Here is a 23,983-nt window from a genome sequence, read left to right as displayed (position 1 = left end):
ACCCGTTGCAGCGGGTGCGACGCCGTGCCACGGGTGCGCCGTGCCACGGGTGCGACACCGCGCCACGGGTCCGACACCGCGCCACGGGTGCGACGGCGAAGCGGGGCGCGACGCCGCACCCCTTATCCGGCCCCGCACCCGCACCGAGCGTCAGCGCTGGATGGACTTCGTCTCCAGGAACTCCTCCAGCCCGAAGCGTCCCAGCTCGCGCCCGTTGCCGGACTGCTTGTACCCACCGAACGGCGCCAGGATGTTGAACGCCCCGCCGTTCACGTCGACCTGCCCGGTCCGCAGCCGCCGGGCGACCGCGAGCGCGTGCTCCTGCTCGCCGAACACCGCGCCGGCCAGGCCGTAGACGGTGCTGTTCGCGATCTGCACGGCCTGCTCCTCGTCGGCGTAGGGGATCACCGAGAGCACCGGGCCGAAGATCTCCTCCTGGGCGATGACGGCGTCCGGCGCGACGTCGGCGAAGATCGTCGGCCGGACGTAGGCGCCGTTCAGCCCGTCGACCGGCTCCGGCCCGCCGAACACCAGCCGGGCGCCGTCGGCGACGCCGCGCTCGACGTAGGAGCGCACCCGCTCCTGCTGCGCCACCGACGACATCGGCCCGATCCGGGTGGACGGGTCGGTCGGGTCGCCGACGGTGTAGCGCTGCGCGGCGTCGACGAGCTGGGACACGATCTCGTCCTGGCGGGCGGCCGGGACCAGCATCCGGGTCCACGCGGTGCAGGTCTGGCCGCCGTTGATCCAGGCGTTCCCCAGGCCGACCTTGACCGCCTTGCCCGGGTCGGCGTCGTCGAGGATCACGTTCGCGGACTTGCCGCCGAGCTCCAGCGAGACCCGCTTCACGGTGTCCGACGCGACCACCGACACCCGCTTCCCGGCCCGGGTCGAGCCGGTGAACGAGACCATGTCGACGTCCGGATGGGCGGCGATCGCCTCGCCGACGACCGGGCCGGTGCCGTGCACGATGTTGAACGCGCCGGCCGGGAGCCCGGCGGCCACGGTGATCCGGGCCAGGATCTGCGCGGTCAGCGGCGCGACCTCGGTCGGCTTGAGCACGACCGTGTTGCCGGCGAGCAGCGCCGGGGCGACCTTGGCGACGATCTGGTGCAGCGGGTAGTTCCACGGCGTGATCGCGCCGACCACCCCGACCGGCTCGCGGACGACCAGCGAGTTCCCGATCTCCTCGGTCCAGGCGAAGTCCGCGGCCAGCGCCGCGAACGCCGCGGACGAGCCGACCGGCATCGCGACCTGGACCTTCTGCGAGAAGGTGATCGGCGATCCCATCTCGGCGGTGATGGTGGCGGCGATCTCGCCGGCCCGTTCCTTGATGCCGTCGGAGATCCGCTGCACGACGGCGGCGCGCTCGGCCACCGGCGTGGCCGACCAGCCGGGGAACGCGGCGCGGGCGGCGGCGACGGCGCGGTCGACGTCCTGGGCGGTGCCGGCCGGGACGGATCCGACGACCGCGCCGGTCGCCGGGTCCGTCACCTCGATCCGCTCGGCGCCCCCGGTCACGTCGGCGCCGTCGATGAAGTGCTGGAGGGTGCTCATCCCCCGATACTCACACGCGGATCAGTAGTCGAACGACGGGTCCTCGGTCCGGGTCCGCTTCAGCTCGAAGAAGTGCGGGTTCTCCGCCATCAGCCGGGCGCCGTCGAACAGCCGTCCGGCGTCCTCGCCCTTCGGCACCCGGGAGATCACCGGGCCGAAGAACGCGACGCCGTCGACGTGGATGGTGGGGGTGCCGACGTCCAGCCCGACCGGGTCCATGCCCTCGTGGTGGCTGGTCCTGAGCTTGTCGTCCCACTCCGTGCTGTGCGCGGCCTCGGCCAGCGACGCGGGCAGGTTCAGCTCCTTGAGCGCCCCGGCGATCACGTCGTCGAAGTCCTTGTTCTGCTGGTTGTGGATCCGCTCGCCGAGCGCGGTGTAGAGCGGGGCCAGCACCTGCTCGCCGTGCTGCTCGGCGGCGGCGATGCACACCCGCACCGGGCCCCACGCCTTCCGCATCATCTCGACGTACTGTTCGGGCAGGTCGCGCCCCTCGTTGAGCACCGCGAGGCTCATCACGTGCCAGCTCACGTCGACCTCGCGGACCTTCTCGACCTCCAGCACCCAGCGGGAGGTCAGCCACGCCCACGGACACAGCGGGTCGAACCAGACGTCGACCCGGGCACGGCCTCCACCAGCAGCAGTCGTCATGACCGACGCAACGACGGACGGTGCGCGGAGATTCCGCACGCCGCCCACCGGGGCACGTGATTGGATGCCCTGCGACACCGATCCCGGAGAGGACCCGAGCACCTCCATGACCCCGCCCAACCTGACCCGCACCCAGGCCGAGCAGCGCGCGGCGCAGATCGCGGTGTCGACCTACGACGTCACGATCGACCTCACCGACGGCGCGGGCGCCCCGTCGGAGCGGACCTTCGCGGTGACCACCACCGTCCGCTTCACCGCCACCGAGCCCGGTGGGAGCACCTGGATCGAGTGGGTGGGCGAGGGCATCACCTCGGCCGAGCTGAACGGCACCGCCCTCGACGTCTCCGGCTGGACCGAGTCCGACGGCCTGGCGCTGCCCGGCCTGGCCGCCGACAACGAGCTGACGGTCGTCTCCACCGGCCGCTACACGAACACCGGCGAGGGCCTGCACCGCTTCGTCGATCCGGTCGACGGCGGCGTCTACCTGTACTCGCAGTTCGAGACCGCGGACTGCAAGCGGCTGTTCCCCTGCTTCGACCAGCCCGATCTCAAGGCCCGCTACACCCTCACGGTGACCGCGCCGGAGGGCTGGAAGGTCGTCTCGAACGCGCCGGGGGCGGTCGACGCCCTGGGCGGCGGCGCCGGCGTGCACCGCTTCGAGCAGACCGAGATCCTCTCCACCTACCTGGTCGCGCTGATCGCCGGGCCGTACGAGAGCTGGCACGACACCTACCACGACGAGTTCGGCGAGATCCCGCTCGGCATCTTCTGCCGCGCCTCGCTGGCCCCGCACATGGACCACGAGCGGATCTTCACCGAGACGAAGCAGGGCTTCGGGTTCTACCACCGCAACTTCGGGGTGACCTACCCGTTCGGCAAGTACGACCAGCTCTTCGTGCCCGAGTTCAACGCGGGCGCGATGGAGAACGCGGGCGCCGTCACCTTCCTCGAGGACTACGTCTTCCGGTCCCGGGTCACCCGCACCCTCTACGAGCGGCGCGCCGAGACGATCCTGCACGAGATGGCGCACATGTGGTTCGGCGATCTCGTGACCATGCGCTGGTGGGACGACCTGTGGCTGAACGAGTCGTTCGCCACCTGGGCGTCGGTGCTGTGCCAGGCCGAGGCGACCGAGTACACGAACGCGTGGACGACGTTCGCGAACCTGGAGAAGTCCTGGGCCTACCGCCAGGACCAGCTGCCCTCCACCCACCCGGTGGCCGCGGACATCCCGGACCTGCAGGCCGTCGAGGTGAACTTCGACGGCATCACCTACGCCAAGGGCGCCTCGGTGCTCAAGCAGCTGGTCGCCTACGTCGGCCTGGAGCCGTTCCTGGCCGGGCTGCGCGACTACTTCGCCGCGCACGCCTGGGGCAACGCGACCTTCGACGACCTGCTGGGCTCGCTGGAGAAGGCGTCCGGCCGGGACCTGTCCGACTGGGGCGCGCAGTGGCTGCGCACCACCGGCCTGAACCTGCTGCGGCCGTCCTTCCGGGTCGACGAGGCCGGGAAGTTCACCAGCTTCGACGTCGTGCAGGGCGGCGCCCGGCCGGGCGCCGGTGAGCTGCGGACGCACCGGATCGCCGTCGGCGTGTACGACGACGACCCGGCGACCGGCAAGCTGGTCCGGACCCAGCGGGTGGAGCTCGACGTGTCCGGCGAGCGCACCGGGGTCCCCGAGCTGGTGGGGCTGCCCCGCGGCAAGCTGGTGCTGGTCAACGACGACGACCTCACCTACTGCGCGCTGCGCCTGGACCCGGGCTCGCTGGCCACCCTGGTCGACCGGATCGGCGACATCGCCGATCCGCTGCCGCGCACCCTGTGCTGGTCCTCGGCCTGGGAGATGACCCGCGAGGCCGAGCTGAAGGCCCGCGACTTCGTCACCCTGGTCGCCGGCGGGTTCGACACCGAGTCCGAGATCGGCGTGGTCCAGCGGCTGCTGCTGCAGGCGCAGACGGCGACCGCCTCGTACTGCACGCCCGAGTGGGCGACCGGCCGGGGCTGGCCGCTGCTGACCGACGCGCTGCGGTTCCGCCTGGACACCGCCCCGCCCGGGTCGGACGTCCAACTCGCCGTGGTGAACGCGCTCGCCGCGTCGGTGCTGCCGGAGAACACCCTGGACTCGATGAAGGGCTGGCTGCTCGACGTCCGGGTCCCGGACGGGCTGACCGTGGACACCGACCTGCGCTGGCGGCTGCTGCACGCGCTGGTCGCGCACGGGAAGGCCGGCGAGACCGAGATCGCCGAGGAGGAGCAGCGCGACCCGACCTCGACCGGCGCCCGGCACGCCGAGCGGGCCCGCGCGCTGGTGCCGACCGCGGAGGCGAAGGAGCGGGCCTGGCAGCGTGCCGTGCACGACGACACGCTGCCGAACGCCGTCAACGAGTCGATCATCGCCGGGTTCTCGCACCCCGCGCAGCGCGGGCTGCTGGGCGACTACGTCGAGCGCTACTTCGCCGAGATCGACGGCGTCTGGGCGCGCCGCACCTCGGAGGTGGCGCAGAACGTGGTGATCGGGCTGTTCCCGTCGTGGGCGGTGGACCAGCAGACGGTCGACGCCGCCGACCACTGGCTGGCCGACGGCTCCAAGCCGGCGGCGCTGCGCCGGCTGGTGTCGGAGGGCCGGGCCGGGATCGTGCGGGCGCTCGCCGCGCGCGAGTTCGACGCCCAGCCGACCCCCTCGACGCCGGACCAGGCGACCGCGGTCGAGCAGCCGTAGCCGCCCGGACGTCACCGCGCCGGCGGGACCTCGCGTCCCGCCGGCCCGGCCGGGCGGTCAGCCGCGACGGCGCCGCAGCAGCCCGCGGAGCCGGCCGGCGGGCCGGTCCTCTCCGTCGAGCCGGAACGAGCTGCAGGTGCGTGCCCCGCAGGCCCCGCAGTCGGTGCCGGGACGGTAGTGCTCGTGCATCTCCTCCGGGTGCCCGCAGGAACACGTCCGCACCCCCGCGTCCACCGGCGCCGGCGGGGTGGGGGTGGCCGGGGTCCGCTGTGCCGGGATCCGCGGCGGGGCCGTCGGCTCGACCGCGGGCAGGCCGGTCGGCGGTGTGAGGACCGCTGCCGAGGGGGTCGTGGGGTGCGACATCGACCGGCGTCCGTTCGGCCGCGATCCTGCGGTGCTCTCCGCGCCGTCGTGCGGGTGCGCCATGGTGACCTCCTTCGTACGGACGGTGGCCCGTGCGTCGTCGCTCGGCGGACACCGTCGACGTCCAGTATGGGATCAGAACGGGCTTCCGGGGAATGACTGTCCGCTTCGAAGTAGCCCTCGGTGGCCTGACCTGCGGTTCCGGCTGCCCGAACGCCCCGATCAGGTGACGGCCGGAAGGGTGAGCACGGCGAGGCAGCCCCGCGGGTCGTGCGCCGTCCGGAGTACCAGCTCGCCGCCGTACTCCTGCGCCAGCTGGGCGCTGATGTGCAGCCCGAGGCCGGACCCGCCGGCCCGCTCGTCGTGCACCCCGCGGGTGATCACCAGCTCGTCCTGCCCGTCCGGGAGGCCGGGGCCCTCGTCGCGGACCTCGACGGTCACGAACCCGGGCTCGTCGGCGGTGCGCCCGCGGACCTCGACCGGGGCGCCGTGTGCGTGCCGGTCGCAGTTGGCGAGCAGGTTGGTGACGACCTGCCGGGTCACCGTGTCCGGCGCCGCGACGACCGGGAGGTCGTCGTCGACGTCGAGCCGGATCGGGAGCTCGGCGCGCAGGCTCACCAGCTGGCGCAGCACCACGTCCACCCGGTGCGAGTCGGGGACCTCGGCCGGCTCGGCCGCGGTCGCCGCCGGGCTGAAGCGGGGGCCCAGGTCGAGCAGCTCGGCGTCCCGCTCGTCGATCATCGGGTCGGCCTGCGCCACCGCCGGGCCGTCCTCGACGTGCGCGGTCAGCGGGTTCTCCAGCATCTCGCGCAGCCTGCCCAGCTCGGTCAGCACGGCGTCGCGGAGCTGCCCGGTCTGCGGGTCGCCGCTGCCGTGCGAGAGCAGGTAGGCCGCGCCGGCGAGACCGGCGAGCCCGTTGCGCAGTTCGTGATCGCGCTCCGCCGCCTGCCCGGCCGCCCGTTCCAGCAGCAGCGTCGCGTCCCCGAGGGTCTCCTGCAGCCGGTCGTAGTCGTCCTGGATCTGGCTGACCGCGCGCAGCGCCATGGTGAGCAGGGCGGAGAGCACCACCGCCATGCCGAGGATCCGCAGCGACGGGTACGCCAGGCCGGTGACCGGCTCGGACGGCACGACCGTGCGGTAGAGCTGGGACACCGCGATCACCAGCAGCCCGAGGCCGAGCCGGGCCCGGATCCGGCTCTGCCGCCGGTAGCCGTCGAGCAGGAACAGCACCGCGACCGTCGCCCACCCGGCCTGGGCGACCAGCGAGGTCAGCGGGCTGCCGGCGAGCAGCGTGGTGAACCGGCTCTCCTCCTGCAGCGCGACGATCGCGCCGACCGCGAAGGCGAGCGCGATCAGCGCCCAGCCGCCCCACGCGCCGAGCCGGGCCGGCGGGCGGAGCGCCGCGATCAGGATGCACAGCCCGATCACCAGCATCGACAGCACCGCGAGCCGGGCCACGCCGTCCGGGTTGTTCTGCACGACCAGCGCCGACATCGGCAGCAGCACGACGCCGTAGAGCAACAGCGCCGCGCCGAACCAGGAGGGCCGCGGATCGCCGGTGAGCCGGCCGGTGACCAGGGCGACGATCGCGGCGGCCGAGCCGAACGCGGCCGCGACGAGGGTCAGGACGGCGGTGGCGGTCGCGACGTCGATCCAGCCGCCGACGACCTGGGGGCGGGTGACCGCGACGACAACGACACACAGCGTGACGACAACCAGGAGATCCCCGAGATGCCCGGCGATGAACCGCGCGCGGCGGTGCCGCCCGAGGACACCGCTGAAGCTGCCGGCCGCCAACTTACGCTCCGTATCCCCCAGATTGATGAATGGTCAATGATATGACGTCGGTGATATAAGGCGAGAGGGGGTCACCCTTGCGGACGAACGGCCTTGTCGTGACGGAGCGTACGGTCGAGCACGGTCGGTCCACCATAGGACCTTTTGCCCCAACTACGTAGGACCATTCAGTGTAATTGCAGGTCAGATGCCTGCGGCCTTCCGATACAACGCCACGGCCTCGAGCTGGGAACCGACCTCGAGCTTCGTGAGGACCGCGCGGATCTGGGTCCGGACCGTCGCCAGCGACACGACGAAGTGGTCGGCCACCGCCTGGGCCCGCTTCCCGCCCGCCAGCAGGGCCAGCACCTCGCGCTCGCGCTGCGTGAGCTTCCCGAGCTTTCCGTAGAGCTCGCGACGTTCCTGCTCGCGGTCCCGGTACAGCTGGATGAACTGTTCGCGCCGCCCCGGCGGCATCACGGAGCGTCCCATCCGGGCCTCCCGGATCGCGTTCAGCAGCGCCGGGAACGGCGCGTTCTTCGGGACGAACACGAAGCCCCCCGCGTCCAGCGCGGCGCCCACCCGGCCGGCGTCGGAGCTGCCGGACAGCACGACCACCCGCCAACCCGCGTCGACCAGCGGGCCGACCAGCTGCACGCCGTCGATCCGGTTGCCGTCGGGGTCCCGTCCGAGATCGAGGTCCAGCACGATCAGGCCGGGCTCGCCGGTGCGGGCGCGCTCCAGCACCACAGCCGCCGACCGCACCGGGAAGAAGGTGGCGTCCTCACCCTCGGCGCGCAGGTTGAGTGCGAGCGCCGAACCGACCAGCTCGTGGTCGTCGACGATCAGGATCGGACTGCCGGCGGTCATTCCCTGACCGCCCCCTCCGGGGACGACATAAAGACACCTTAGAACCGTTCGGCCCTTCGTGGTGTCGTCCACGTACCGGACACGCGGCTGGTGCGTCCGCCGGTGCGGCGGCCGCGTGCCCGGTCGGGGTGGAACGCCGAGGTCAGCGCCGGGTGCCGGCCTGGTCGGCCAGCATCCGCAGACCGGACAGCAGTCCGTTGAACAGGTCACCCTCCTTGAAGGAGGCCACCATGCTCATCAGGGCGAGCTTGGCGCCGCGGTCCGGGAGCCGGACCTTGGCCTCGGCCCCGGTGACGATCTCCAGCAGCCGCTGCCCGGGGCTGACCGCGACCAGCACGGCGTCGTCGTAGCCCTCGATCCGGCCGTGCAGGTCGACCGCGGTCCGCCGCGCGTCGTCGCCGAGGTCGCCGAGGTAGAGCGCGAACCGAAGGCCGGTCTCCCGGCTGGTGAGGGTCAGCGCGTCGTCCAGGCGGGCGAGCTGGACCGGGGTGAAGGGCTGCTCGGACGGGTCCGGCTCGCGGAACTCGCGGGCCACCGACAGGCGACCGGAGTTGGTGACGACCGAGCCCTCGGGCAGCTCGTCCTCGTTGCCCTGGAAGACGGCGACGCCGCTACCACTTCCCACCGGTACCTCCTCGCGCGTCGCTGCCGTCCGCCGGTGCGTGCGCAGCATCGTGCGCGGCACCGGCCGGGTTGGCGATCCAGAACAGGGGCTCGTACGGCCACGCGCCCCCCGCCGTGTTGCGGGAGCGGCCGCTCCGGCTGCGCACTGCGATCCATCCCCAGACCGCGAAGTACAGAACCACCGGCGCGACCACGTAGACCAGGAGTGTCTCGACGACGGTCACGGGGCCAGAACCTAGCCGATGGCGCCGCCCGGCACCTGCCCAGGTGTCCGATCCGACAGGCGTCCGGAACGGATTGCGCGCAGTAAGGAGTCGTGATCGGCCTCGGTCTGGTCGGCGTAGGCGCGGGCGAAGGCGCACAACGCGTCCGCCACCCGCCCGCCGCCGCCCAGGTAGCCGGCGATCATCGAGGCGCCGGACGTGCGGGCGTGTCCCTTCGCGAGCAGCTGGCCGCAGACGGCGGCGTAGTCGGCGAGCGCCGGGCCGTCCAGCCGGTCCGGGACGATCGCCCCCTTCATGTCCCGGAACTGGCGCACGTAGAACTGCTGGAGGCCGTGCCGGCTGCTGTGGATGCTGGTCCAGCCGAGCAGCGGATCGGACACCGTCTGCAGTGCCTGCTGGTACTCGACGACGCGCTGTCCCTGGTGGTCGTGCCACGCCTCGGTGCCGTGCACGAACGGCGCGACCACCGACCGGCGGGCCTGCTTGAGCTGCAGGAACAGCACGTCGTCCGGGCTGGATCCCTCGCACAGCACGAGATAGGCGCGCAGGCCGACCGAGCCGACGCCGACGACCTTGTGGGCCACGTCGACGGCGTGGTAGCCGCCGAGGATGCGCGCCCAGTGCGGCGGCAGGGTCGCCAGGTAGCCGTCCAGCGCGGCCAGGATCCGCTCGGTGTGCTCGTCGTCGGGATGGGTGATCAGCGGCGGCTCGGTGACGATCCGGCGCTCCCCGCCGTCGTCGGTCACGAACCGGGGCAGCGCGCGGTCGCTGGTCCGGGTGCGGGCGCGTTCGGCGGCCTTGTCGACGGCCCGCCGGGCCCGCTTGTTGCCGGTGTCCGAGCGCAGCGTGTCGACGTCCATCACGTCGAACGAGCGGCCCAGCAGCGGCTGCTCGGCCAGCGCCCGCAGGTGCTCGGCGTAGGCGCGCACGCAGCGGCGGACCGCCTCCTCGCACTGCCGCTCGGACGCCCCGGAGTCCCGCCCGGCCGTCCAGGTGGAGGCGACCAGCCGGCGCAGGTCCCACTCCCAGGCACCGGGATGGGCCTCGTCGAAGTCGTTGAGGTCGAAGACCAGCTCGCGCTCCGGCGAGGCGTAGAAGCCGAAGTTGCCCAGGTGCGCGTCGCCGCAGATGACCGGATGGATGCCGGTGGCGGGCAGCACCGCGAAGTCGGCGGCGTGCAGCGCGGCCGCCCCGCGCAGGAAGGCGTGCGGGGAGGCGCTCATCCGCTGGATCCGCAGCGGGACGAGCTCGGGCACCCGGCCGGCGTTCGTGGCCTCCACCAGGTCGACCGGATCGACCCGGCGCAGCGCCGACGCCCAGGACGCCAGTGTGGACCGCGGCGCGGTCCTCCGCAGGCCCCGGCCGATCCGGTAGCGCTCCGAGCGCGGTGTGGATCGACGGTGCAGCGAGCCGTAGGGTTCGCGATCGGCGCCGGCCAGTACCGGGTGCGAGGTCACCCCCTGTTCCTACTGCAGCCGGGCCTCGGTGGCCACGGTCGGCCGGTGCCCGAGCAGCACCCCGGCGCCGAGCACGAAGAGGACCGCGCAGGCGAGGTAGAGCGCGTTCGGGCTCCATCCGGCGTCGAGCAGCGCACCGGCCGCGGTCGGTGCGACGACGGCCCCGATCCGGCCGATCCCGATCGCTGCGCCGACGCCGGTGGCCCGGATGCCGTCGTCGTAGCCGGTCGCGGTGAGCGCGTACATGCCGCCGACACAGCCGTTCACCACGACGCCGATCACGATCCCGATCGAGAAGGCCACCGCCAGCCAGCCCAGGGCGGGCAGGAACGCTGCGAGCAGCACGCCGGTGGCGAGCATGTACCCGATGAGGACGGAGCGGAGTGTCCAGCGCGCGGCCAGCAGCCCCAGCAGCAGGGTTCCGAAGATCCCGCCGAGGTTGAGCAGGGTCCCGCCGGTGAGCCCCTGCGACTCGGACAGACCGGCCTCGACCAGCAGCGTCGGCGTCCAGCTGGTGACCACGTAGAAGCCGGCCATGACCAGGAAGAACAGCGCCCACAGGCGCAGCGTGGTGGGCCACACACCGGGCGCCAGCAGGGCGCGGAAGCCATCACCGGCGGCGGCCGCACCGGCGACCGGCGGCGGCAACTCGGACAGCGTGGGCGCCCGCAGCCCGGCCAGCAGCCGGTTGACCCGGTCCAGCGCGCCCGCCGGGCGGCGGGTGAGCAGGAACTGCAGCGACTCGGGCAGCGCGAGCAGCACCACCGGCACGGCGGCGAGGGTGGCGAGCCCGCCGGTCAGGAAGACGGCCCGCCAGCCGAACGCCTCGATCATGGTGACGGCGAGCAGGCCGCCGAGCGTCGCGCCGCCGGCGTATCCGATCCCGACCAGGCCGACCGCGAGCGGCCGCCAGCGGCGCGCGGCGTACTCGGTGGCGATGGTGGTGCTGCAGGCCAGCACCCCGCCGACGCCGAACCCGGTGAGCACCCGCAGCGCACCCAGCGCGACCGCGGACGGCGCGAGCGAGGACAGCAGCATCCCGCTGCCGGCCACGAGCAGCCCGATCAGGATCACCGGGCGGCGGCCGATCCGGTCGGCGACCGGGGCGAGCGCGAGCGAGCCGGCCGCCATCCCGACCAGCCCGGCGGAGAGCAGCAGGCCCAGCTCGGCGCCGCCGAGCCCCCACTCCTGCGCGACGGTCCGGCCGGTGAACGCCATGACCAGCACGTCGAAGCCGTCGAGCACGTTCAGCAGCACGCAGATCGCGATCGCCCGCCACTGGAAGGCGCGCATCGGGGCATCGTCGATGACAGCACGGAGATCGGTACTCACGCGTCGGGCCTCCCGCTCGGATGCGGCCGTCGAGCCCACCTCTCGTGCCGCTGCGCAATCAGCCGATCACGCTCCGCCCATGCGAGTCACCCTTTCGTGGCTGATTCGATCCGATCCGACCCCGGCCCGGGCGAGCCGCAGCAGCCTGCTCGCCGCCTCCGGATCGTCCTCGGTGACCCGGGAGATCCCGGTGACGAGGGCGAGCAGGTCGTCCACGGTCGCCTCCGGGTGTACCGCCCCGGATCCGCCGGCCCGGGCCCGCAGCGGCCCGAGGACGTCGCGCAGCCGGTTGCTGTGACAGACCGGCAGCTCCGGCCCGGGCGGCTCGGCGAGCAGGACACCGACCACGCCGCGGGTCGCCGAGGCGAAACGGACCAGCTCGTCGAGCCAGCCCCACAGGACCGTCCCGGCCCCTTCCGCCGGACCCGCCGGACCCGCGGGGCCCGCGGCGAGCTCCTCGGCGCGCACGCAGAGCTGGTCGATCCCGTCGGCGCACACCGCTTCGAGCAGGTCCCGGCGGGAGCCGAAGTGCCGGTGCAGGGTCGCCGAGCCGACCCCGGCGCGGCGGGCGATCTCCTCCAGCGGGGCGGCCGGCCCGTCCCGCCGGAACACCTCGGCGGCGGCCTCGATCAGCCGTTCCCGGTTCCGCCTGCGGTCGGCGCGACCGGTGGTCGGGGTCATCGGCAGCTCCGGCGTTCGACAAACGGGGTGGTTCTCCATATCGTAGCGGGAGCGAAACGGAGAACATCTCCGTTTCTCTGGATGAGGGGATGACGATGAACGACGCGGTACTCGTGACCGGAGCGACCGGCAAGCAGGGCGGTGCGGTGGCCCGGGCGGTGCGGGCGGCCGGGCGGCCGGTGCGCGCACTGGTCCGCGATCCCGGCACCGAGCAGGCCCTGGCGCTCGCCGACGCCGGGATCGACCTGGTGACCGGCGATCTCGACGATCCGGCGTCGGTGGCCGCGGCGGCCCTCGGCGCGCGGGCGGTGTTCTCGGTGCAGATGCCGGACCTGACCGACCTGCTCGGCGACCGCGAGCTGCGGCACGCCGGCGCGATCGCCGACGCGGTCCGCGCGGCCGGGGTGGAGCAGGTCGTGCACACCTCGGTCAGCGGAGCCGGCCTGCACGGGCGCGCCGGCGCGGTGGACCCGCTGACCTGGGGCGAGCACATGCCGCACTACTGGCGGACCAAGCTCGCGGCGGAGCGACTGCTCACCGGCAGCGGCGCGGGCCGGGTCACCGTGCTGCGCCCGGCCGGGTTCATGGAGAACTTCCTGCAGCCCTCGATGTACCACGCCGGGGGCGACCCGGAGCGGATGATCCTGGCCGCTGACGCCTCCGTCGCGCAGCCGTTCGTCGCGCTGGCCGACATCGGCGCCGCGGCGGCCGCCGCGTTCGCCGAGCCGGACCGGTTCGACGGCGTCGTCCTGGAGCTGGCCGGTGAGCGGATCAGCTTCCGGGCGGCCGCGGCCGCGCTGTCCGGCGCCTGGGACCTGGCGATCACCGTCTCCGACGATCCGGACGTCGCCCGCGCCGCCGGGCTGCCGGACGTCCTCGTCCGGGCCCAGCAGTTCGCCGCGCGGCACCCGTCCCCGGCCGACCCGCGATCGGCCCGGGAGCTGGGCCTGCCCACCACCGGATTCACCGAGTGGGCGCTCGCGCAGCGTCAGGCGTTGCGCCTGCCCAGCGCGCGGTAGGTCCAGCCGGCGGCCTCCCACGCCTCCCGGTCGAGCGCGTTGCGGCCGTCGAGCACCCGGCGGGTCCGCACCACCGCACCGAACGCGGCCGGGTCCAGCTCCTTGTACTGCCGCCACTCGGTGAGCAGCAGCACCGCGTCGGCACCCTCGGCGGCCTCCTCGGGGGTGTCGACGCAGTCGAGCTGCGACCACTGCCGGCGTACGTTGGGCAGCGCCTGCGGATCGGTGACCCGCACGCTCGCGCCCTGCAGCTGCAGCTGGGCCGCGACGTTGAGCGCCGGGGAGTCCCGGATGTCGTCCGAGTCGGGCTTGAACGCGGCCCCCAGCACGGCGATCCGCTTGCCGAGCAGCGAGTCGTCGCACACCTGACGGGCCAGCTCCACCATCCGGATCCGGCGCCGCATGTTGATGTTGTCGACCTCGCGCAGGAAGGTGAGCGCCTGGTCGGCGCCCAGCTCACCGGCCCGGGCCATGAACGCCCGGATGTCCTTGGGCAGGCAGCCGCCGCCGAAGCCGAGCCCGGCGTTGAGGAACTTGCGGCCGATCCGGTCGTCGTGCCCGATCGCGTCGGCGAGCTGCTTGACGTCGGCGCCGGTGGCCTCGCACAGCTCGGCCATCGCGTTGATGAAGGAGATCTTGGTCGCCAGGAAGGAGTTGGCGGCGGTCTTCACCATCTCGGCGGTCGCGTAGTCGGTGACGACCTTCGGGGTGTCGTCGGCGACGATCCGCGCGTACACCCGGTCCAGCAGGGCCTCGGCGTCGACCGGTCCGCCGTCCGGCACGCCGTACACGAGGCGGTCGGGGTGCAGGGTGTCCTGCACCGCGAAGCCCTCGCGCAGGAACTCCGGGTTCCAGGCCAGCGCCGCCTCCGGCACCCGCTCGGCGACCAGCGCGGCCAGCCGGGCCGCGGTCCCGACCGGGACGGTGGACTTGCCGACCACCAGCTCGCCGGGGCCCAGCACGTCGAGCAGCGACGACGTCGCCGCCTCCACGTAGGTCAGGTCGGCCGCGTACTCGCCGCGGCGCTGCGGGGTGCCGACGCACACGAAGTGCACCGCCGCCCCGGTCGCCGCCTTCATGTCCGGGGAGAAGCTCAGCCGGCCGGACGCCAGCGAGCGCCGCAGCAGCTCCTCGAAGCCGGGCTCGAAGAACGGGACCCGGCCGGCGGCCAGCGCCTCGGCCTTCTCGACGTCGACCTCGACCCCGACGACCTCGTGCCCCAGCTCCGCCATCGACGCGGCGTGCACCGCGCCCAGGTAGCCGCACCCGATCACCGAGATCCTGAGCGCCTCCGGGGCCCGCGGTGATTCGGCAAGCTCGTTGCTCTGCGCCATGGCCGGAGACTAATCATCCGCCCGGAGCTGCTGATACCGGACGTCACAGAGTTCGCGAGAGGGCAACATCCCGGTGTCCAGCGCGTGCCGCAGGGTGGGGGCGGCCCGGTCCTTCGCCGACAGCACCGGCGGGACGCCGTCCGCCCAGGGCAGCCCCAGCTCCGGGTCCAGCGGGTCGATGCCGTGCTCGGCCGCCGGGGCGTACGGCGTCGAGCACAGGTACCCGACCGTCGCCCGGTCGCTCAGCGCCTGGAACGCGTGCCCCAGCCCCTCCGCCAGGTACAGCGCGCGCAACGACCCGGCGTCGAGATCGACGACCTCGAACCGGCCGAACGTCGGCGAGCCCACCCGCAGGTCGACCACGACGTCGCGGACGGCGCCCTCGGCGACGTGCACGTACTTCGCCTGGCCCGGCGGGACGTCGGCGACGTGCACGCCGCGGATCACCCCGCGCCGGCTCACCGACTGGTTCGCCTGGGCCACGGTCAGGTCGAAGCCGAGCGCCTCGCGGAACGCCGGCCCCTGGAACGGCGCGGTGAACGACCCGCGGTCGTCCGGGAAGACGGTCGGCTCGAACAGCCACAGCCCGTCGATGGAGAGTTCGGTGGCCTTCACGTGCGCAGTGCCTCCCACCAGTCACGGTTGTCCCGGTACCAGGCCACGGTCGCGGCCAGTCCCTCGTCGAACGGCACCCGGGGCGCGTACCCCAGCTCATCGCGGATCTTCGTCCAGTCCACCGAGTACCGGCGGTCGTGCCCCTTGCGGTCGGCCACCCGCTCGATCATGTCCTCCCCCGCGCCGACTTCGGCGAGCAGCCGGTGGGTGAGCTCGCGGTTGCTCAGCTCGGTGCCGCCGCCGATGTTGTAGACCTCGCCGGCCCGGCCCTTCGCCGCCGCCAGCGCGATGCCGTGGCAGTGGTCGTCGACGTGCAGCCAGTCGCGGACGTTGCCGCCGTCGCCGTAGAGCGGGACCGGCCGGCCGTCGAGCAGGTTGCTGACGAACAGCGGGACCACCTTCTCCGGGAACTGGTACGGGCCGTAGTTGTTCGAGCAGCGGGTCACCACGACGTCCAGGCCGTGCGTGCGGTGGTACGAGCGGGCCAGCAGGTCGCTGCCCGCCTTCGCCGCCGCGTACGGCGAGTTCGGCTCCAGCGGATCGGTCTCCGGCCACGAGCCGTCCTCGATCGAGCCGTACACCTCGTCGGTGGAGACGTGCACGAACCGGCCGACTCCCAGATCGAGCGCCGCCTGCAGCAGCACCTGGGTGCCGACCACGTTGGTGGTCACGAAGTCCGCGGCGCCGGTGATCGAGCGGTCCACGTGCGTCTCGGCGGCCAGGTGCAGCACCAGGTCGGCGCCTGTGAGCACCTCGCGGACCCGGACGGGATCGCGGATGTCGGCGTGCTCGATCCGCAGCCGCGGGGAGTCGCGCACCGGGGCCAGGTTCTCGATCCGGCCGGCGTAGGTGAACGCGTCGAGCACCGCCACCTCGGCACCGGCCAACGACGGGTGCCGGTCGGCGAGGACGGTGCGCACGAGGTGCGAGCCGATGAAGCCCGCTCCGCCGGTGACCACGACCTGCATTCGCCCTCCCCGTCGCCGGTGTCCGCAGGCCAGCGTGTCAGAGTCGCTCCGAGCGACCACACCAGGGCGAGGGAGGTGACCGGCGTGCGCGCGTGCGTGCTGGGTGCGGACGGGCAGCTCGGACGGGCCCTGACCGCGGCGTTGCCGGATGCGGTTGCCCTCGGCCACGGCGCCCTCGACATCGGCGATCCGGGCGCCGTCGCCGGCCACGACTTCACCGGCGCCGACGTAGTGTTCAACGCGGCCGCGTACACCGCGGTCGACCGGGCCGAGCACGAGCCCGCCGCGGCGTGGCGGGTCAACGCGCTCGGTCCCGCGCACCTGGCGGGGGCCGCCGCCCGGTACGGCTTCCTGCTCGTGCACGTCTCGACCGAGTACGTGTTCGACGGCTCCGCTCCCGGCCCGATGCCCGAGGACACGCCGCTCTCCCCGCTCGGCGTCTACGGGGCGTCCAAGGCCGCCGGGGAGCTCGCGGTGCGTGCGGGCGCCCCGGAGCACCTCGTCGTCCGCACCAGCTGGGTGGTCGGTGACGGCGGCAACTTCGTCGCGACGATGGCCCGGCTGGCCCGCGACGGCGTCTCCCCCACCGTCGTCGACGACCAGATCGGCAGGCCGACCTTCGCCGCCGACCTGGCTGCGGCGCTGGTGCTGCTCACCGGGCGGGAGCGCGGAACGGTGCACGTGACCAACGACGGCGAGCCGGTCAGCTGGCACGGACTGGCCGCCGAGGTGTTCGCCCGGCACGGCCGCGACCCGGCCGACGTCCGCCCGGTGTCCACCGCCGAGTACGCCGCGGGACGGCAGCAGGCCCGCCGGCCGGCGAACTCGGTGCTCGACCTGAGCCTGCTCACCCGGGCCGGCGTCACGATGCCGTCGTGGCGCGACGCCCTCGACACCCACCTGGGAGCCCGGTCGTGAAGGGGATCATCCTGGCCGGGGGCACCGGCAGCAGGCTCTTCCCGCTCACCCGGGCGGTCTCGAAGCAGCTGCTGCCGGTCTACGACAAACCGATGATCTACCACCCGCTGACCACGCTGATGCTGGCCGGGATCCGGGAGATCCTGCTGATCTCCACCCCGCACGACCTGCCCGGCTTCCAGCGGCTGCTCGGCGACGGCGCCGAGCTCGGCCTGGAGATCGGCTACGCCGAGCAGCCCAGCCCGAACGGCCTGGCCGAGGCGTTCGTGATCGGGGCCGAGCACGTCCGCGGCGGACCGTCGGCGCTGGTGCTGGGCGACAACATCTTCCACGGCGCGTCGTTCGGGAGCATGCTCCGCCGGCGGGCCGCCGACGTCGCGAGCGGGCGGACCGGCTGCGTGCTGTTCGGTTATCCGGTGCGCGACCCGGAGCGCTACGGCGTCGGCGAGGCGGACGCCGACGGCCGGCTGGTGTCCATCGAGGAGAAGCCGGAGAAGCCGCGCTCCGACCGCGCGATCACCGGGCTCTACCTCTACGACTCCCAGGTCGTCGACATCGCCGCCTCGATCACCCCGTCCGCCCGCGGCGAGCTGGAGATCACCGACGTCAACCGGGTCTACCTGGAGCAGGGCCGGGCCGAGCTGCAGGACCTCGGCCGCGGCTTCGCCTGGCTCGACACCGGCACCCACGAGTCGCTGACCGACGCCGGCCAGTACGTCCGGGTGCTGGAGAACCGGCAGGGCGTGCGGATCGCCTGCGTCGAGGAGGTCGCCCTGCGGATGGGCTTCATCGACGCCGACGCCTGCCACGCGCTCGGCGCCCGCCAGGCCGGCTCCGGTTACGGTGAGTACGTGATGGGTGTCGCAGAGCAGTTCCGGGGCTGACAGGCTGGTGGCGTGACCGAGGCGACGGCGCCCGTGCGGCGCTTCCAGCACGCCCTGTTCCGGCTGGGCCAGTGGCTGCTCGGGCACCGCGGCGGCCCGGAGGGCGACATCGAGCCGGGCCTGCTCGTCGTCGGGAAGGACGCCGGGACCCGGCAGGTGCGGCTGTGGATCGGCGCGCTGGTGCACGGCTGCGCCGCCGAGACGCTGACCGCGACCGTGCGGGTCGATCTCGGCACCGGCGGGCCGGTGACCACCGAGCTGCTGCGGTTCGGGTTCGACTCCGAGCGCCCGGTCACCGGCTGGCGGTCGGGCACCCGGTTCTTCCACGGCCACGTCGTCGTCGACCGGCTGGAGCCGGACAGCTGGGGCGAGGCGTCGGTCGAGCTCGCCCCGGTGGCCGGGCTGCGCGAGGAGCACCGGCGGGCGTCCTGCCGGGTGCGGACGCTGCCGCACCGGATCGGGATCGGCGGCGAGCTGACCGCGCTGGTCGGATCCTGCTACGACGCCGACACCGACACCACGAACGCGCTCGACGCCGCGTTCCGCAGGCTGCGCGACGGGATCGCGGAGCCGGACCTGACGCTGCTGACCGGCGACCAGGTCTACGCCGACGCGCCCGCGAAGTTCTACGGCACGATGGCCCGCAGCACCCCGCGCACCTACGGGCTGCTGGAGTACTGGACGTCCTGGGGGATGCAGCGCTACGGCGAGCACCGCCGTCTCGGGATGCGCGCGCTGCTCACCCACGGCCCGCACTGGTTCCTGCCCGACGACCACGAGTTCTGGAACAACTGGCCGCAGTCCTCGGTCACCGCCCGGCACTCCTACGCCAACATCGCCCGCGCGGCTATCGGCACCGTCCGCAGGCAGCTGGCACTGGCCCGGCGGCGGCCCGGCGATCCGGTGCCCGTCCCGGCCGATCCCGGCCCGGCGCCGGACGATCCGCTGGTGCAGAACTACCACCCGCCGCACCCCGACGAGTGGGACGCCTGGGGGCGGGCCGCGTTCGATCTGTACGGCTCGTTCCAGACGCCGAGCGTGCGCGACCGCGACACCGGCCGGATCACCCGCGGCGAGCTCGACGACGATCCTGCCGCCGATCCGCACCGCCCGCCCCGGCACGACCCGCCCGGCCGGGTGCACCGGCCGCTCAACCAGGTGGTGCAGCGGATCGACCTCGACGACGTGCAGATCGTGCTGCTGGACACCCGGACCCGGCGCACCCGGCGGACCGACGACCCGGCACTGTCGGCGTTCGTCGATGCCGAGGCGCTGGGGCAGGCGCTCGCCATCGCCGCCGAGGCGCCCGTGCTGGTGCTGGTCACCCCGCAGCCGCTGCTGGTGCCGCCGTACCGGACCCGACTGCGGGACCGCCCGTTCGGCGCCCGGGTGGAGCGGGCGATCGACCTGCAGATCGCCGACTACCCCGACCAGTACGCCCGGTTCTGGGACGGCCTGGTCACCGCCCGGGCCGGACGCCCCACGGTGACCGTCGGCGGCGACATCCACGCCAGCTACGTCGGGCACGCGCCGTCGCTGCCGCTGCTGGAGCTGGTGTCGTCGCCGATGTCGCTGGTCGCCGGGTCCACCCTCGTCGAGACGCTGTTCGCGGTCCCCGCGAAGCTGCTGCGGGCGCTGTCCGGCGGATCGGCGGTCCGCGACCCCTACGCCCCCGGTGCGCCGCTGGCCCGGATCGGTGACCTGCGCAGCCGGGCGGTGGTCCGCCCCGATCCGGACGCCGGCGACGTCGCGGTCTCGCTGACCGGGCTCGGTCGCGGCAACCCGGAGGCGCTCGGGCTGCTGCGGATCGGGCGCACCGCCGAGCACGTGTACCGGGTACGGGCCGCGCTGCACACCCGGTCACCGCGCGGCGGGTCCCGCGAGGTGACCGTGGAGCTGCGCACCGACCGGCGCGGGCCGGACGCCATGGGTCCGCCGGAGGTCACCGCGGCGCCGTAGATCTCGTCCTCGCGACGGAGGTGCGCCGGGCCCGGCCCGGTTACCGTCGTCGGGCATGGGGGAACTGCTGCTCAGCGAGGAACTGCTGCTCATCGGACTGCACGACGAGACCGGGAAGGCCGACGGCTGGTTCGACCCGTCCTGCCTGCACGGCGCACTGGTCTGCGACCTGATCGGGAGCGGCGCGGTGACCGTCGACGACCGCAAGAAGCTGCACCCGGGCGACCGGGCGCCCGAGCATCCGGCGCTGCGGAAGGTCTACGACGTCGTCGCGGCCGACAGCAAGCCGCGCACCGTCTCGCACTGGACGAGCACGCTGCCGTGGAAGCACACGAAGCCGGCCGAGCTGGTCGCCGAGCGGCTGGTCGACGACGGCGTGCTCAGCCGCGAGGAGGGGAAGGTCCTCGGGCTGTTCCGCACCACCCGGTTGCCCGCGCTCGATCCGGCGCCGGAGCGCGCGCTGCGGGAGCGGCTGCGCGGGATCCTGGTCACCGGGATCGAGCCGGGGGCGCACGACGCGCTGCTGATCACGCTGCTGAACGCGACGTCGCAGGTCAAGGCGGCACTCGCCGGGGCGGACCCGGCGCAGCGGAGGATCGGGACGAAGCGGGCGGCGACGATCGCGAAGGGACTGAAGGACAACCCCGTGGTGAAGGCGCAGTACGACGCCGTGGTGGCGGCCGCGGTGACGGCCGCCGTCACCACGGTGGTCGTCACCTCGTCGGGCTCCGGGTGAGCCCGACCGGAGGCCGGTACCCGGAGCCGCCCGCCGTTCTGTGCACGTTCCGTCATCGTTCGAATTCGAGACGTATGTGAACTGTAGGAAAATTCGCCCACCGACCCGAAGGCGTGTCGCGCGCGTCACGATCCGACTTCACTGGACGACCGGGCACCGCCCAATCACCATTGCGCCGTGCAGCGCAGCGTCTGCCAACGGATGACCGGACCAGAACGCGCCGCACGCGGGAGCAGCCGACCGCCGGACGGCGCAGGGCCGGCTAGCCGGATCACCGCACGTAACGTAAGCACCCGCCCGGGCGACGTACATACGGTGAGTGGTCGGACAATGGTGCTTTCGGTACTGGTCAGGAGAGTTGTGCGACACCAATGCAGGTCAACTTCGGACTGGTGGTGACCCAGCGTCGTGCTAGGCTCCGCGTGTTCCGACACGTTCCGTGGTCGATTTCGCGGATCTCAGGACGATTCCCACGATTCCCTGCGCGATCGGCTCCGTTCCGAACGCGATCCTGTCCGGGGGTAAGGAATGCATGCGGATTCCACCGGCCTGACCGGCCAGATCCGACCGGACCTCGACACCGAGGCCGCGGTGCCGCATTTTCCGCGCGCCCGGGCGGCTGTCGAACCGAAAACCGCGACAATTCCAGAAACGATTACGGAGAGTCGTGGCCGGATTGCGGCGGCCGCTCCCCGGGTCCCGCGGGCACTACTCCGGCTCAGCTACCGGGTCAGCCTGCTGACCTGTTCCCTGGTGGCCGCCGACCTGATCGCCGTGGCGGTAGCGCTCCTCGTCGTCTCGCCGTCGGGCCGCCGCGGCGTCGCGCTCACCGTCGCCGCGCTCCTCCTCGTGCGGTGCGGCTCGCGGCTCTACCGGACGCGACTGCGGCTGTCCTGGTTCGACGACCTACCCCGTGAGCTCGCGGCCTGCCTGATCACGCTCGGCCTGGTCCTGTCCGGCGGCATGCTCGCCCAATACACCATGGGGACCAATCTGGACGTGGCCGGTCCCGTGCTCAGCGTGCTGCTCGCCACCGCGCTGGCGTTGCTGTTGCGTGCGGGAGTGCTGCTGCTCGCCCGCACCGCTCGCAGCCGGCTCGGACTGATCGAGCCCACGCTGCTGGTCGGCACCGGGCGCCGCGCGGTCGAGCTCGAGGAGACCATGCGGGCGCACCCCGTCTACGGTCTGCGCCCGCTCGGGCACGTGCTGTCCGAGGACCTCGACCTGCAGGCCTCCCGGGAGCTCCACACGCTGTCCGACCGGATCCGGGAGGGCGCCCGGAGACAGGGCGCACGCGTCGTGGTGTTCGCCTGTCCGGAGGTGCCGGACTCGGTCGTGCTGGACGCCGCGATCGAGGCCCGCCGGCACGGGCTGGAGGTCCTCCTCTTCCCCTGGCTGGCCGAGCTCATCCACGACTACGCGGGGATCGAGCGGCTGCGCAGTCTGCCCCTGCTCCGGCTGCCCGCCCACCCCATGAACAGGTTCAGCTGGCGGTTCAAGCGTCTGATGGACATCGTCGCCGCGGGCGTCGGCCTGACGATCGCGTCGCCGGTGATGGCGGTGGTCGCGCTGGCGGTGCTGCTGGAGAGCGGCCGCCCGCTGATCTTCCGGCAGGAGCGGATCGGCCTGGACGGCGCACCGTTCGTGCTCTACAAGTTCCGCAGCATGCGTCCCGCCACGGAGGCCGAGCAGCAGACCAGGTGGTCGCTGGTCGGGGATCCGCGGGTGGGTCCGGTGGGCCGGTTCCTGCGCCGGACCTCGCTCGACGAGCTGCCCCAGCTCTGGAACATCCTGCGCGGCGACATGAGCCTGGTCGGCCCCCGGCCGGAGCGGCCGTCCTTCGTCGAGCGGTTCTCCGCCGATCACGACCTGTACGCGAAGCGGCACCGGGTCCCGGTCGGCCTGACCGGCCTCGCCCAGATCTCGGGCCTGCGCGGGGACACCTCCATCGCCGACCGGGCCAAGCACGACAACTACTACATCGCGAGCTGGTCGCTCTGGCTGGACGTCCAGATCCTGCTCCGGACGGCCCGCGAGCTGTTGCGCAGGGGTGAGCATTGAGCGGTGCACGATCCGGGCTGTCCCGTCGACGCTTCGGGGCGCTGGCGCTGTCGGCCGCCGGACTCGCGGCAGCCGGCTGCACGACCGGACCGTCCCCGGTGGCGTTCGACGTCCCGGACGCCACCGTCCCGGCACGTGAACCGGCGGTCGGCGGCCTGTGGCTGGCCACCGGCCAGGGCTTCTCCGGCGTCGCGTACACCGACGCCGCGCAGCGCTATCCGGTCGTGATCCTGAACTCGTGGGAGCTGGAGGCCGCCCGGGAACTGCGCACCGCTGCGCCGGGCATCACACTGCTGGTCTACAAGGATCTCGCCTCGACCCGCAGCTACGCCCCGGCGCCCGACGGCCGGGTGCCCACCGGTGTCACCTTCGACGACGCCGATCCCGGCTGGTTCGCGCTCGACACCGCCGGGAACCGGATCGAGTGGGGGCCCTACCCCGAACACTGGCAGATGACCGTCTGGGATCCGGCCTACCGGCGGAGCTGGACGGAGTCGGTCGTGGCCGAGGTGCTGCGGGACGGCTGGGACGGGGTGTTCGCCGACAACGACATGGCCTCGCTCGGCTTCTACTCCGACGCCGTCGTCGCCGGCACGGCGAGCCGGGAGGAGACCGACGAGCTGCTGCGCGACGGTCTCGACGCCATGATCACGGAGGCCGGGGCGGCGCTCGCCGAACACGGCCGCAGGTTCGTCCCGAACATCTCCGAGGCGCGGTTGTACCCGGGCCGCTGGACGTCGCACTCCCGGTTCGGGGGCGCGCTGGAGGAGAACTTCGCGCAGTACGTGGACGGCGAGCTGCTCACCTGGCACGGCGCCCAGTGGGACGAGATGCTCGCGGTGGCGGCCGCCGGGGACCGGCTCACCCTGCTCGTCAGCGGGACCGGACACGACTCGGCCCGGGAGAACTCGGTGGAGCGCACCGGTTTCGCCGGAGCGGCACTGCTGGCCGGGCCTGGCACCCACTGGACGCTCTCCCGCACCGTGGACTACTCCCAGCCGGCCTGGTCGGGCTACCAGTCGCTCGATCTCGGTGCCCCGGCCGGGCCGGCCGTCCTCGATCCCGCGAACGGGGTGTGGACCCGCGGGTTCCACGGCGGGTGGGTGGGGCTCAATCCGACCGGCGCCGACGCCGACGTCGCTCTCCCGGCGGGGCTGCAGCTCACCGGCGGAGGGGCCGCGGGGCGCTCCGTCACGATCCCCTCCGCCGACGGTCTGGTCCTGGTCCGGGACTGACCC

Annotated in this window: 21 protein-coding genes; 8 read left to right on the top strand and 13 right to left on the bottom strand. The window is 73.2% G+C overall.

Annotation, left to right across the window (positions count from 1 at the left end; all coding sequences use genetic code 11):
* Positions 1-150: 150 nt before the first annotated feature.
* Together ACVJO7_RS29555 and ACVJO7_RS29550 are read right to left on the bottom strand one after the other, a co-directional pair.
* Positions 151-1,557: an aldehyde dehydrogenase family protein gene (locus ACVJO7_RS29555; protein WP_491675647.1), complete on the bottom strand. Its 1,407-nt coding sequence runs from the start codon at positions 1,555-1,557 to the stop codon at positions 151-153.
* Between the two features lie 21 nt (positions 1,558-1,578).
* Positions 1,579-2,205, bottom strand: coding sequence for a mycothiol-dependent nitroreductase Rv2466c family protein (locus ACVJO7_RS29550; protein WP_344019712.1), 627 nt, complete (start codon positions 2,203-2,205; stop codon positions 1,579-1,581).
* A gap of 106 nt (positions 2,206-2,311) precedes the next feature.
* Here ACVJO7_RS29550 and pepN point away from each other — a divergent pair, with 106 nt between their 5' ends.
* Positions 2,312-4,924 carry an aminopeptidase N gene (pepN, locus tag ACVJO7_RS29545; RefSeq protein ID WP_491675646.1) on the top strand — a complete coding sequence of 871 codons (2,613 nt, stop codon included), beginning with the start codon at positions 2,312-2,314 and terminating at the stop codon, positions 4,922-4,924.
* Positions 4,925-4,981: 57 nt separating this feature from the next.
* Here pepN and ACVJO7_RS29540 read toward each other — a convergent pair whose 3' ends face one another.
* The 8 genes from ACVJO7_RS29540 to ACVJO7_RS29505 form a co-directional block, all read right to left on the bottom strand.
* Entirely contained in the window at positions 4,982-5,350 is a 369-nt protein-coding gene (locus ACVJO7_RS29540) for a (Fe-S)-binding protein (protein ID WP_344019716.1), read from the bottom strand.
* Between the two features lie 159 nt (positions 5,351-5,509).
* Entirely contained in the window at positions 5,510-7,084 is a 1,575-nt protein-coding gene (locus tag ACVJO7_RS29535; RefSeq protein WP_491675645.1) for a sensor histidine kinase, read from the bottom strand.
* A 183-nt stretch (positions 7,085-7,267) separates the two neighbouring features.
* On the bottom strand, positions 7,268-7,933 hold the full coding sequence (locus tag ACVJO7_RS29530) for a response regulator transcription factor (protein WP_491675644.1): 666 nt from the start codon (positions 7,931-7,933) through the stop codon (positions 7,268-7,270).
* Positions 7,934-8,075: 142 nt separating this feature from the next.
* The gene (locus ACVJO7_RS29525; RefSeq protein WP_491675643.1) at positions 8,076-8,558 is read right to left on the bottom strand and encodes a DUF5130 family protein; all 483 of its coding nucleotides are present in this window, start codon (positions 8,556-8,558) and stop codon (positions 8,076-8,078) included.
* On the bottom strand, positions 8,545-8,781 hold the full coding sequence (ctaJ, locus tag ACVJO7_RS29520) for an aa3-type cytochrome oxidase subunit CtaJ (RefSeq protein ID WP_491675642.1): 237 nt from the start codon (positions 8,779-8,781) through the stop codon (positions 8,545-8,547). Before ctaJ ends, ACVJO7_RS29525 begins: the two co-directional genes overlap by 14 nt.
* A gap of 11 nt (positions 8,782-8,792) precedes the next feature.
* Positions 8,793-10,238 (bottom strand): DUF2252 domain-containing protein, encoded by a 1,446-nt coding sequence (locus tag ACVJO7_RS29515; protein WP_491675641.1) that lies wholly within the window; start codon positions 10,236-10,238, stop codon positions 8,793-8,795.
* A 9-nt stretch (positions 10,239-10,247) separates the two neighbouring features.
* Positions 10,248-11,570 (bottom strand): MFS transporter, encoded by a 1,323-nt coding sequence (locus ACVJO7_RS29510; protein WP_491675640.1) that lies wholly within the window; start codon positions 11,568-11,570, stop codon positions 10,248-10,250.
* Between the two features lie 66 nt (positions 11,571-11,636).
* Positions 11,637-12,251: a TetR/AcrR family transcriptional regulator gene (locus ACVJO7_RS29505; RefSeq protein WP_491675639.1), complete on the bottom strand. Its 615-nt coding sequence runs from the start codon at positions 12,249-12,251 to the stop codon at positions 11,637-11,639.
* 89 nt (positions 12,252-12,340) lie between these two features.
* Between ACVJO7_RS29505 and ACVJO7_RS29500 the strand changes: the two genes are divergently transcribed.
* Complete coding sequence (locus ACVJO7_RS29500) at positions 12,341-13,270, top strand: NmrA family NAD(P)-binding protein (RefSeq protein WP_491675638.1); 930 nt, start codon at positions 12,341-12,343, stop codon at positions 13,268-13,270.
* On the opposite strand, the gene ACVJO7_RS29495 is transcribed toward ACVJO7_RS29500, so the two are convergent.
* From ACVJO7_RS29495 to rfbB, 3 genes are read right to left on the bottom strand one after another with little or no spacing between them, the layout of a single operon-like run.
* On the bottom strand, positions 13,240-14,604 hold the full coding sequence (locus ACVJO7_RS29495; protein ID WP_491675637.1) for a UDP-glucose dehydrogenase family protein: 1,365 nt from the start codon (positions 14,602-14,604) through the stop codon (positions 13,240-13,242). The genes ACVJO7_RS29500 and ACVJO7_RS29495 overlap by 31 nt on opposite strands.
* A gap of 9 nt (positions 14,605-14,613) precedes the next feature.
* Positions 14,614-15,219: a dTDP-4-dehydrorhamnose 3,5-epimerase family protein gene (locus ACVJO7_RS29490; protein WP_491675636.1), complete on the bottom strand. Its 606-nt coding sequence runs from the start codon at positions 15,217-15,219 to the stop codon at positions 14,614-14,616.
* Entirely contained in the window at positions 15,216-16,187 is a 972-nt protein-coding gene (gene rfbB / locus ACVJO7_RS29485; RefSeq protein ID WP_491675635.1) for a dTDP-glucose 4,6-dehydratase, read from the bottom strand. The genes ACVJO7_RS29490 and rfbB overlap by 4 nt, the downstream gene beginning before the upstream one ends.
* 84 nt (positions 16,188-16,271) lie before the next feature.
* On the opposite strand from rfbB, the gene rfbD reads away from it, so the two are divergent.
* From rfbD to ACVJO7_RS29455, 6 genes are all read left to right on the top strand, one after another.
* Positions 16,272-17,105, top strand: a complete 834-nt coding sequence (gene rfbD / locus ACVJO7_RS29480; protein ID WP_491675634.1) for a dTDP-4-dehydrorhamnose reductase — start codon at positions 16,272-16,274, stop codon at positions 17,103-17,105.
* Positions 17,102-17,989 (top strand): glucose-1-phosphate thymidylyltransferase RfbA, encoded by an 888-nt coding sequence (gene rfbA, locus ACVJO7_RS29475; protein ID WP_358481530.1) that lies wholly within the window; start codon positions 17,102-17,104, stop codon positions 17,987-17,989. Before rfbD ends, rfbA begins: the two co-directional genes overlap by 4 nt.
* Positions 17,990-18,001: 12 nt before the next feature.
* The gene (locus ACVJO7_RS29470; RefSeq protein WP_491675633.1) at positions 18,002-19,948 is read left to right on the top strand and encodes a hypothetical protein; all 1,947 of its coding nucleotides are present in this window, start codon (positions 18,002-18,004) and stop codon (positions 19,946-19,948) included.
* A gap of 55 nt (positions 19,949-20,003) precedes the next feature.
* On the top strand, positions 20,004-20,684 hold the full coding sequence (locus ACVJO7_RS29465) for a GOLPH3/VPS74 family protein (RefSeq protein ID WP_491675632.1): 681 nt from the start codon (positions 20,004-20,006) through the stop codon (positions 20,682-20,684).
* Positions 20,685-21,326: 642 nt separating this feature from the next.
* Positions 21,327-22,745 (top strand): sugar transferase, encoded by a 1,419-nt coding sequence (locus ACVJO7_RS29460; RefSeq protein ID WP_491675663.1) that lies wholly within the window; start codon positions 21,327-21,329, stop codon positions 22,743-22,745.
* Entirely contained in the window at positions 22,742-23,980 is a 1,239-nt protein-coding gene (locus ACVJO7_RS29455; RefSeq protein ID WP_491675631.1) for a putative glycoside hydrolase, read from the top strand. Before ACVJO7_RS29460 ends, ACVJO7_RS29455 begins: the two co-directional genes overlap by 4 nt.
* Positions 23,981-23,983 lie beyond the last annotated feature (3 nt).

The organism is Pseudonocardia sp. DxW (assembly GCF_058448985.1).
Note: the sequence above shows the minus strand (reverse complement) of the source record. Positions and strands in the feature narration are given on the sequence as shown.

What these genes read in the sequence shown, in the direction of transcription:
- ACVJO7_RS29555 (WP_491675647.1), bottom strand. Translation starts at nt 1,557, where the DNA reads ATGAGCACCCTCCAGCACTTCATCGACGGCGCCGACGTGACCGGGGGC.
- ACVJO7_RS29550 (WP_344019712.1), bottom strand. Translation starts at nt 2,205, where the DNA reads ATGACGACTGCTGCTGGTGGAGGCCGTGCCCGGGTCGACGTCTGGTTC.
- pepN (WP_491675646.1), top strand. Translation starts at nt 2,312, where the DNA reads ATGACCCCGCCCAACCTGACCCGCACCCAGGCCGAGCAGCGCGCGGCG.
- ACVJO7_RS29540 (WP_344019716.1), bottom strand. Translation starts at nt 5,350, where the DNA reads ATGGCGCACCCGCACGACGGCGCGGAGAGCACCGCAGGATCGCGGCCG.
- ACVJO7_RS29530 (WP_491675644.1), bottom strand. Translation starts at nt 7,933, where the DNA reads ATGACCGCCGGCAGTCCGATCCTGATCGTCGACGACCACGAGCTGGTC.
- ACVJO7_RS29505 (WP_491675639.1), bottom strand. Translation starts at nt 12,251, where the DNA reads ATGACCCCGACCACCGGTCGCGCCGACCGCAGGCGGAACCGGGAACGG.
- ACVJO7_RS29500 (WP_491675638.1), top strand. Translation starts at nt 12,341, where the DNA reads ATGACGATGAACGACGCGGTACTCGTGACCGGAGCGACCGGCAAGCAG.
- ACVJO7_RS29495 (WP_491675637.1), bottom strand. Translation starts at nt 14,604, where the DNA reads ATGGCGCAGAGCAACGAGCTTGCCGAATCACCGCGGGCCCCGGAGGCG.
- rfbB (WP_491675635.1), bottom strand. Translation starts at nt 16,187, where the DNA reads ATGCAGGTCGTGGTCACCGGCGGAGCGGGCTTCATCGGCTCGCACCTC.
- ACVJO7_RS29465 (WP_491675632.1), top strand. Translation starts at nt 20,004, where the DNA reads ATGGGGGAACTGCTGCTCAGCGAGGAACTGCTGCTCATCGGACTGCAC.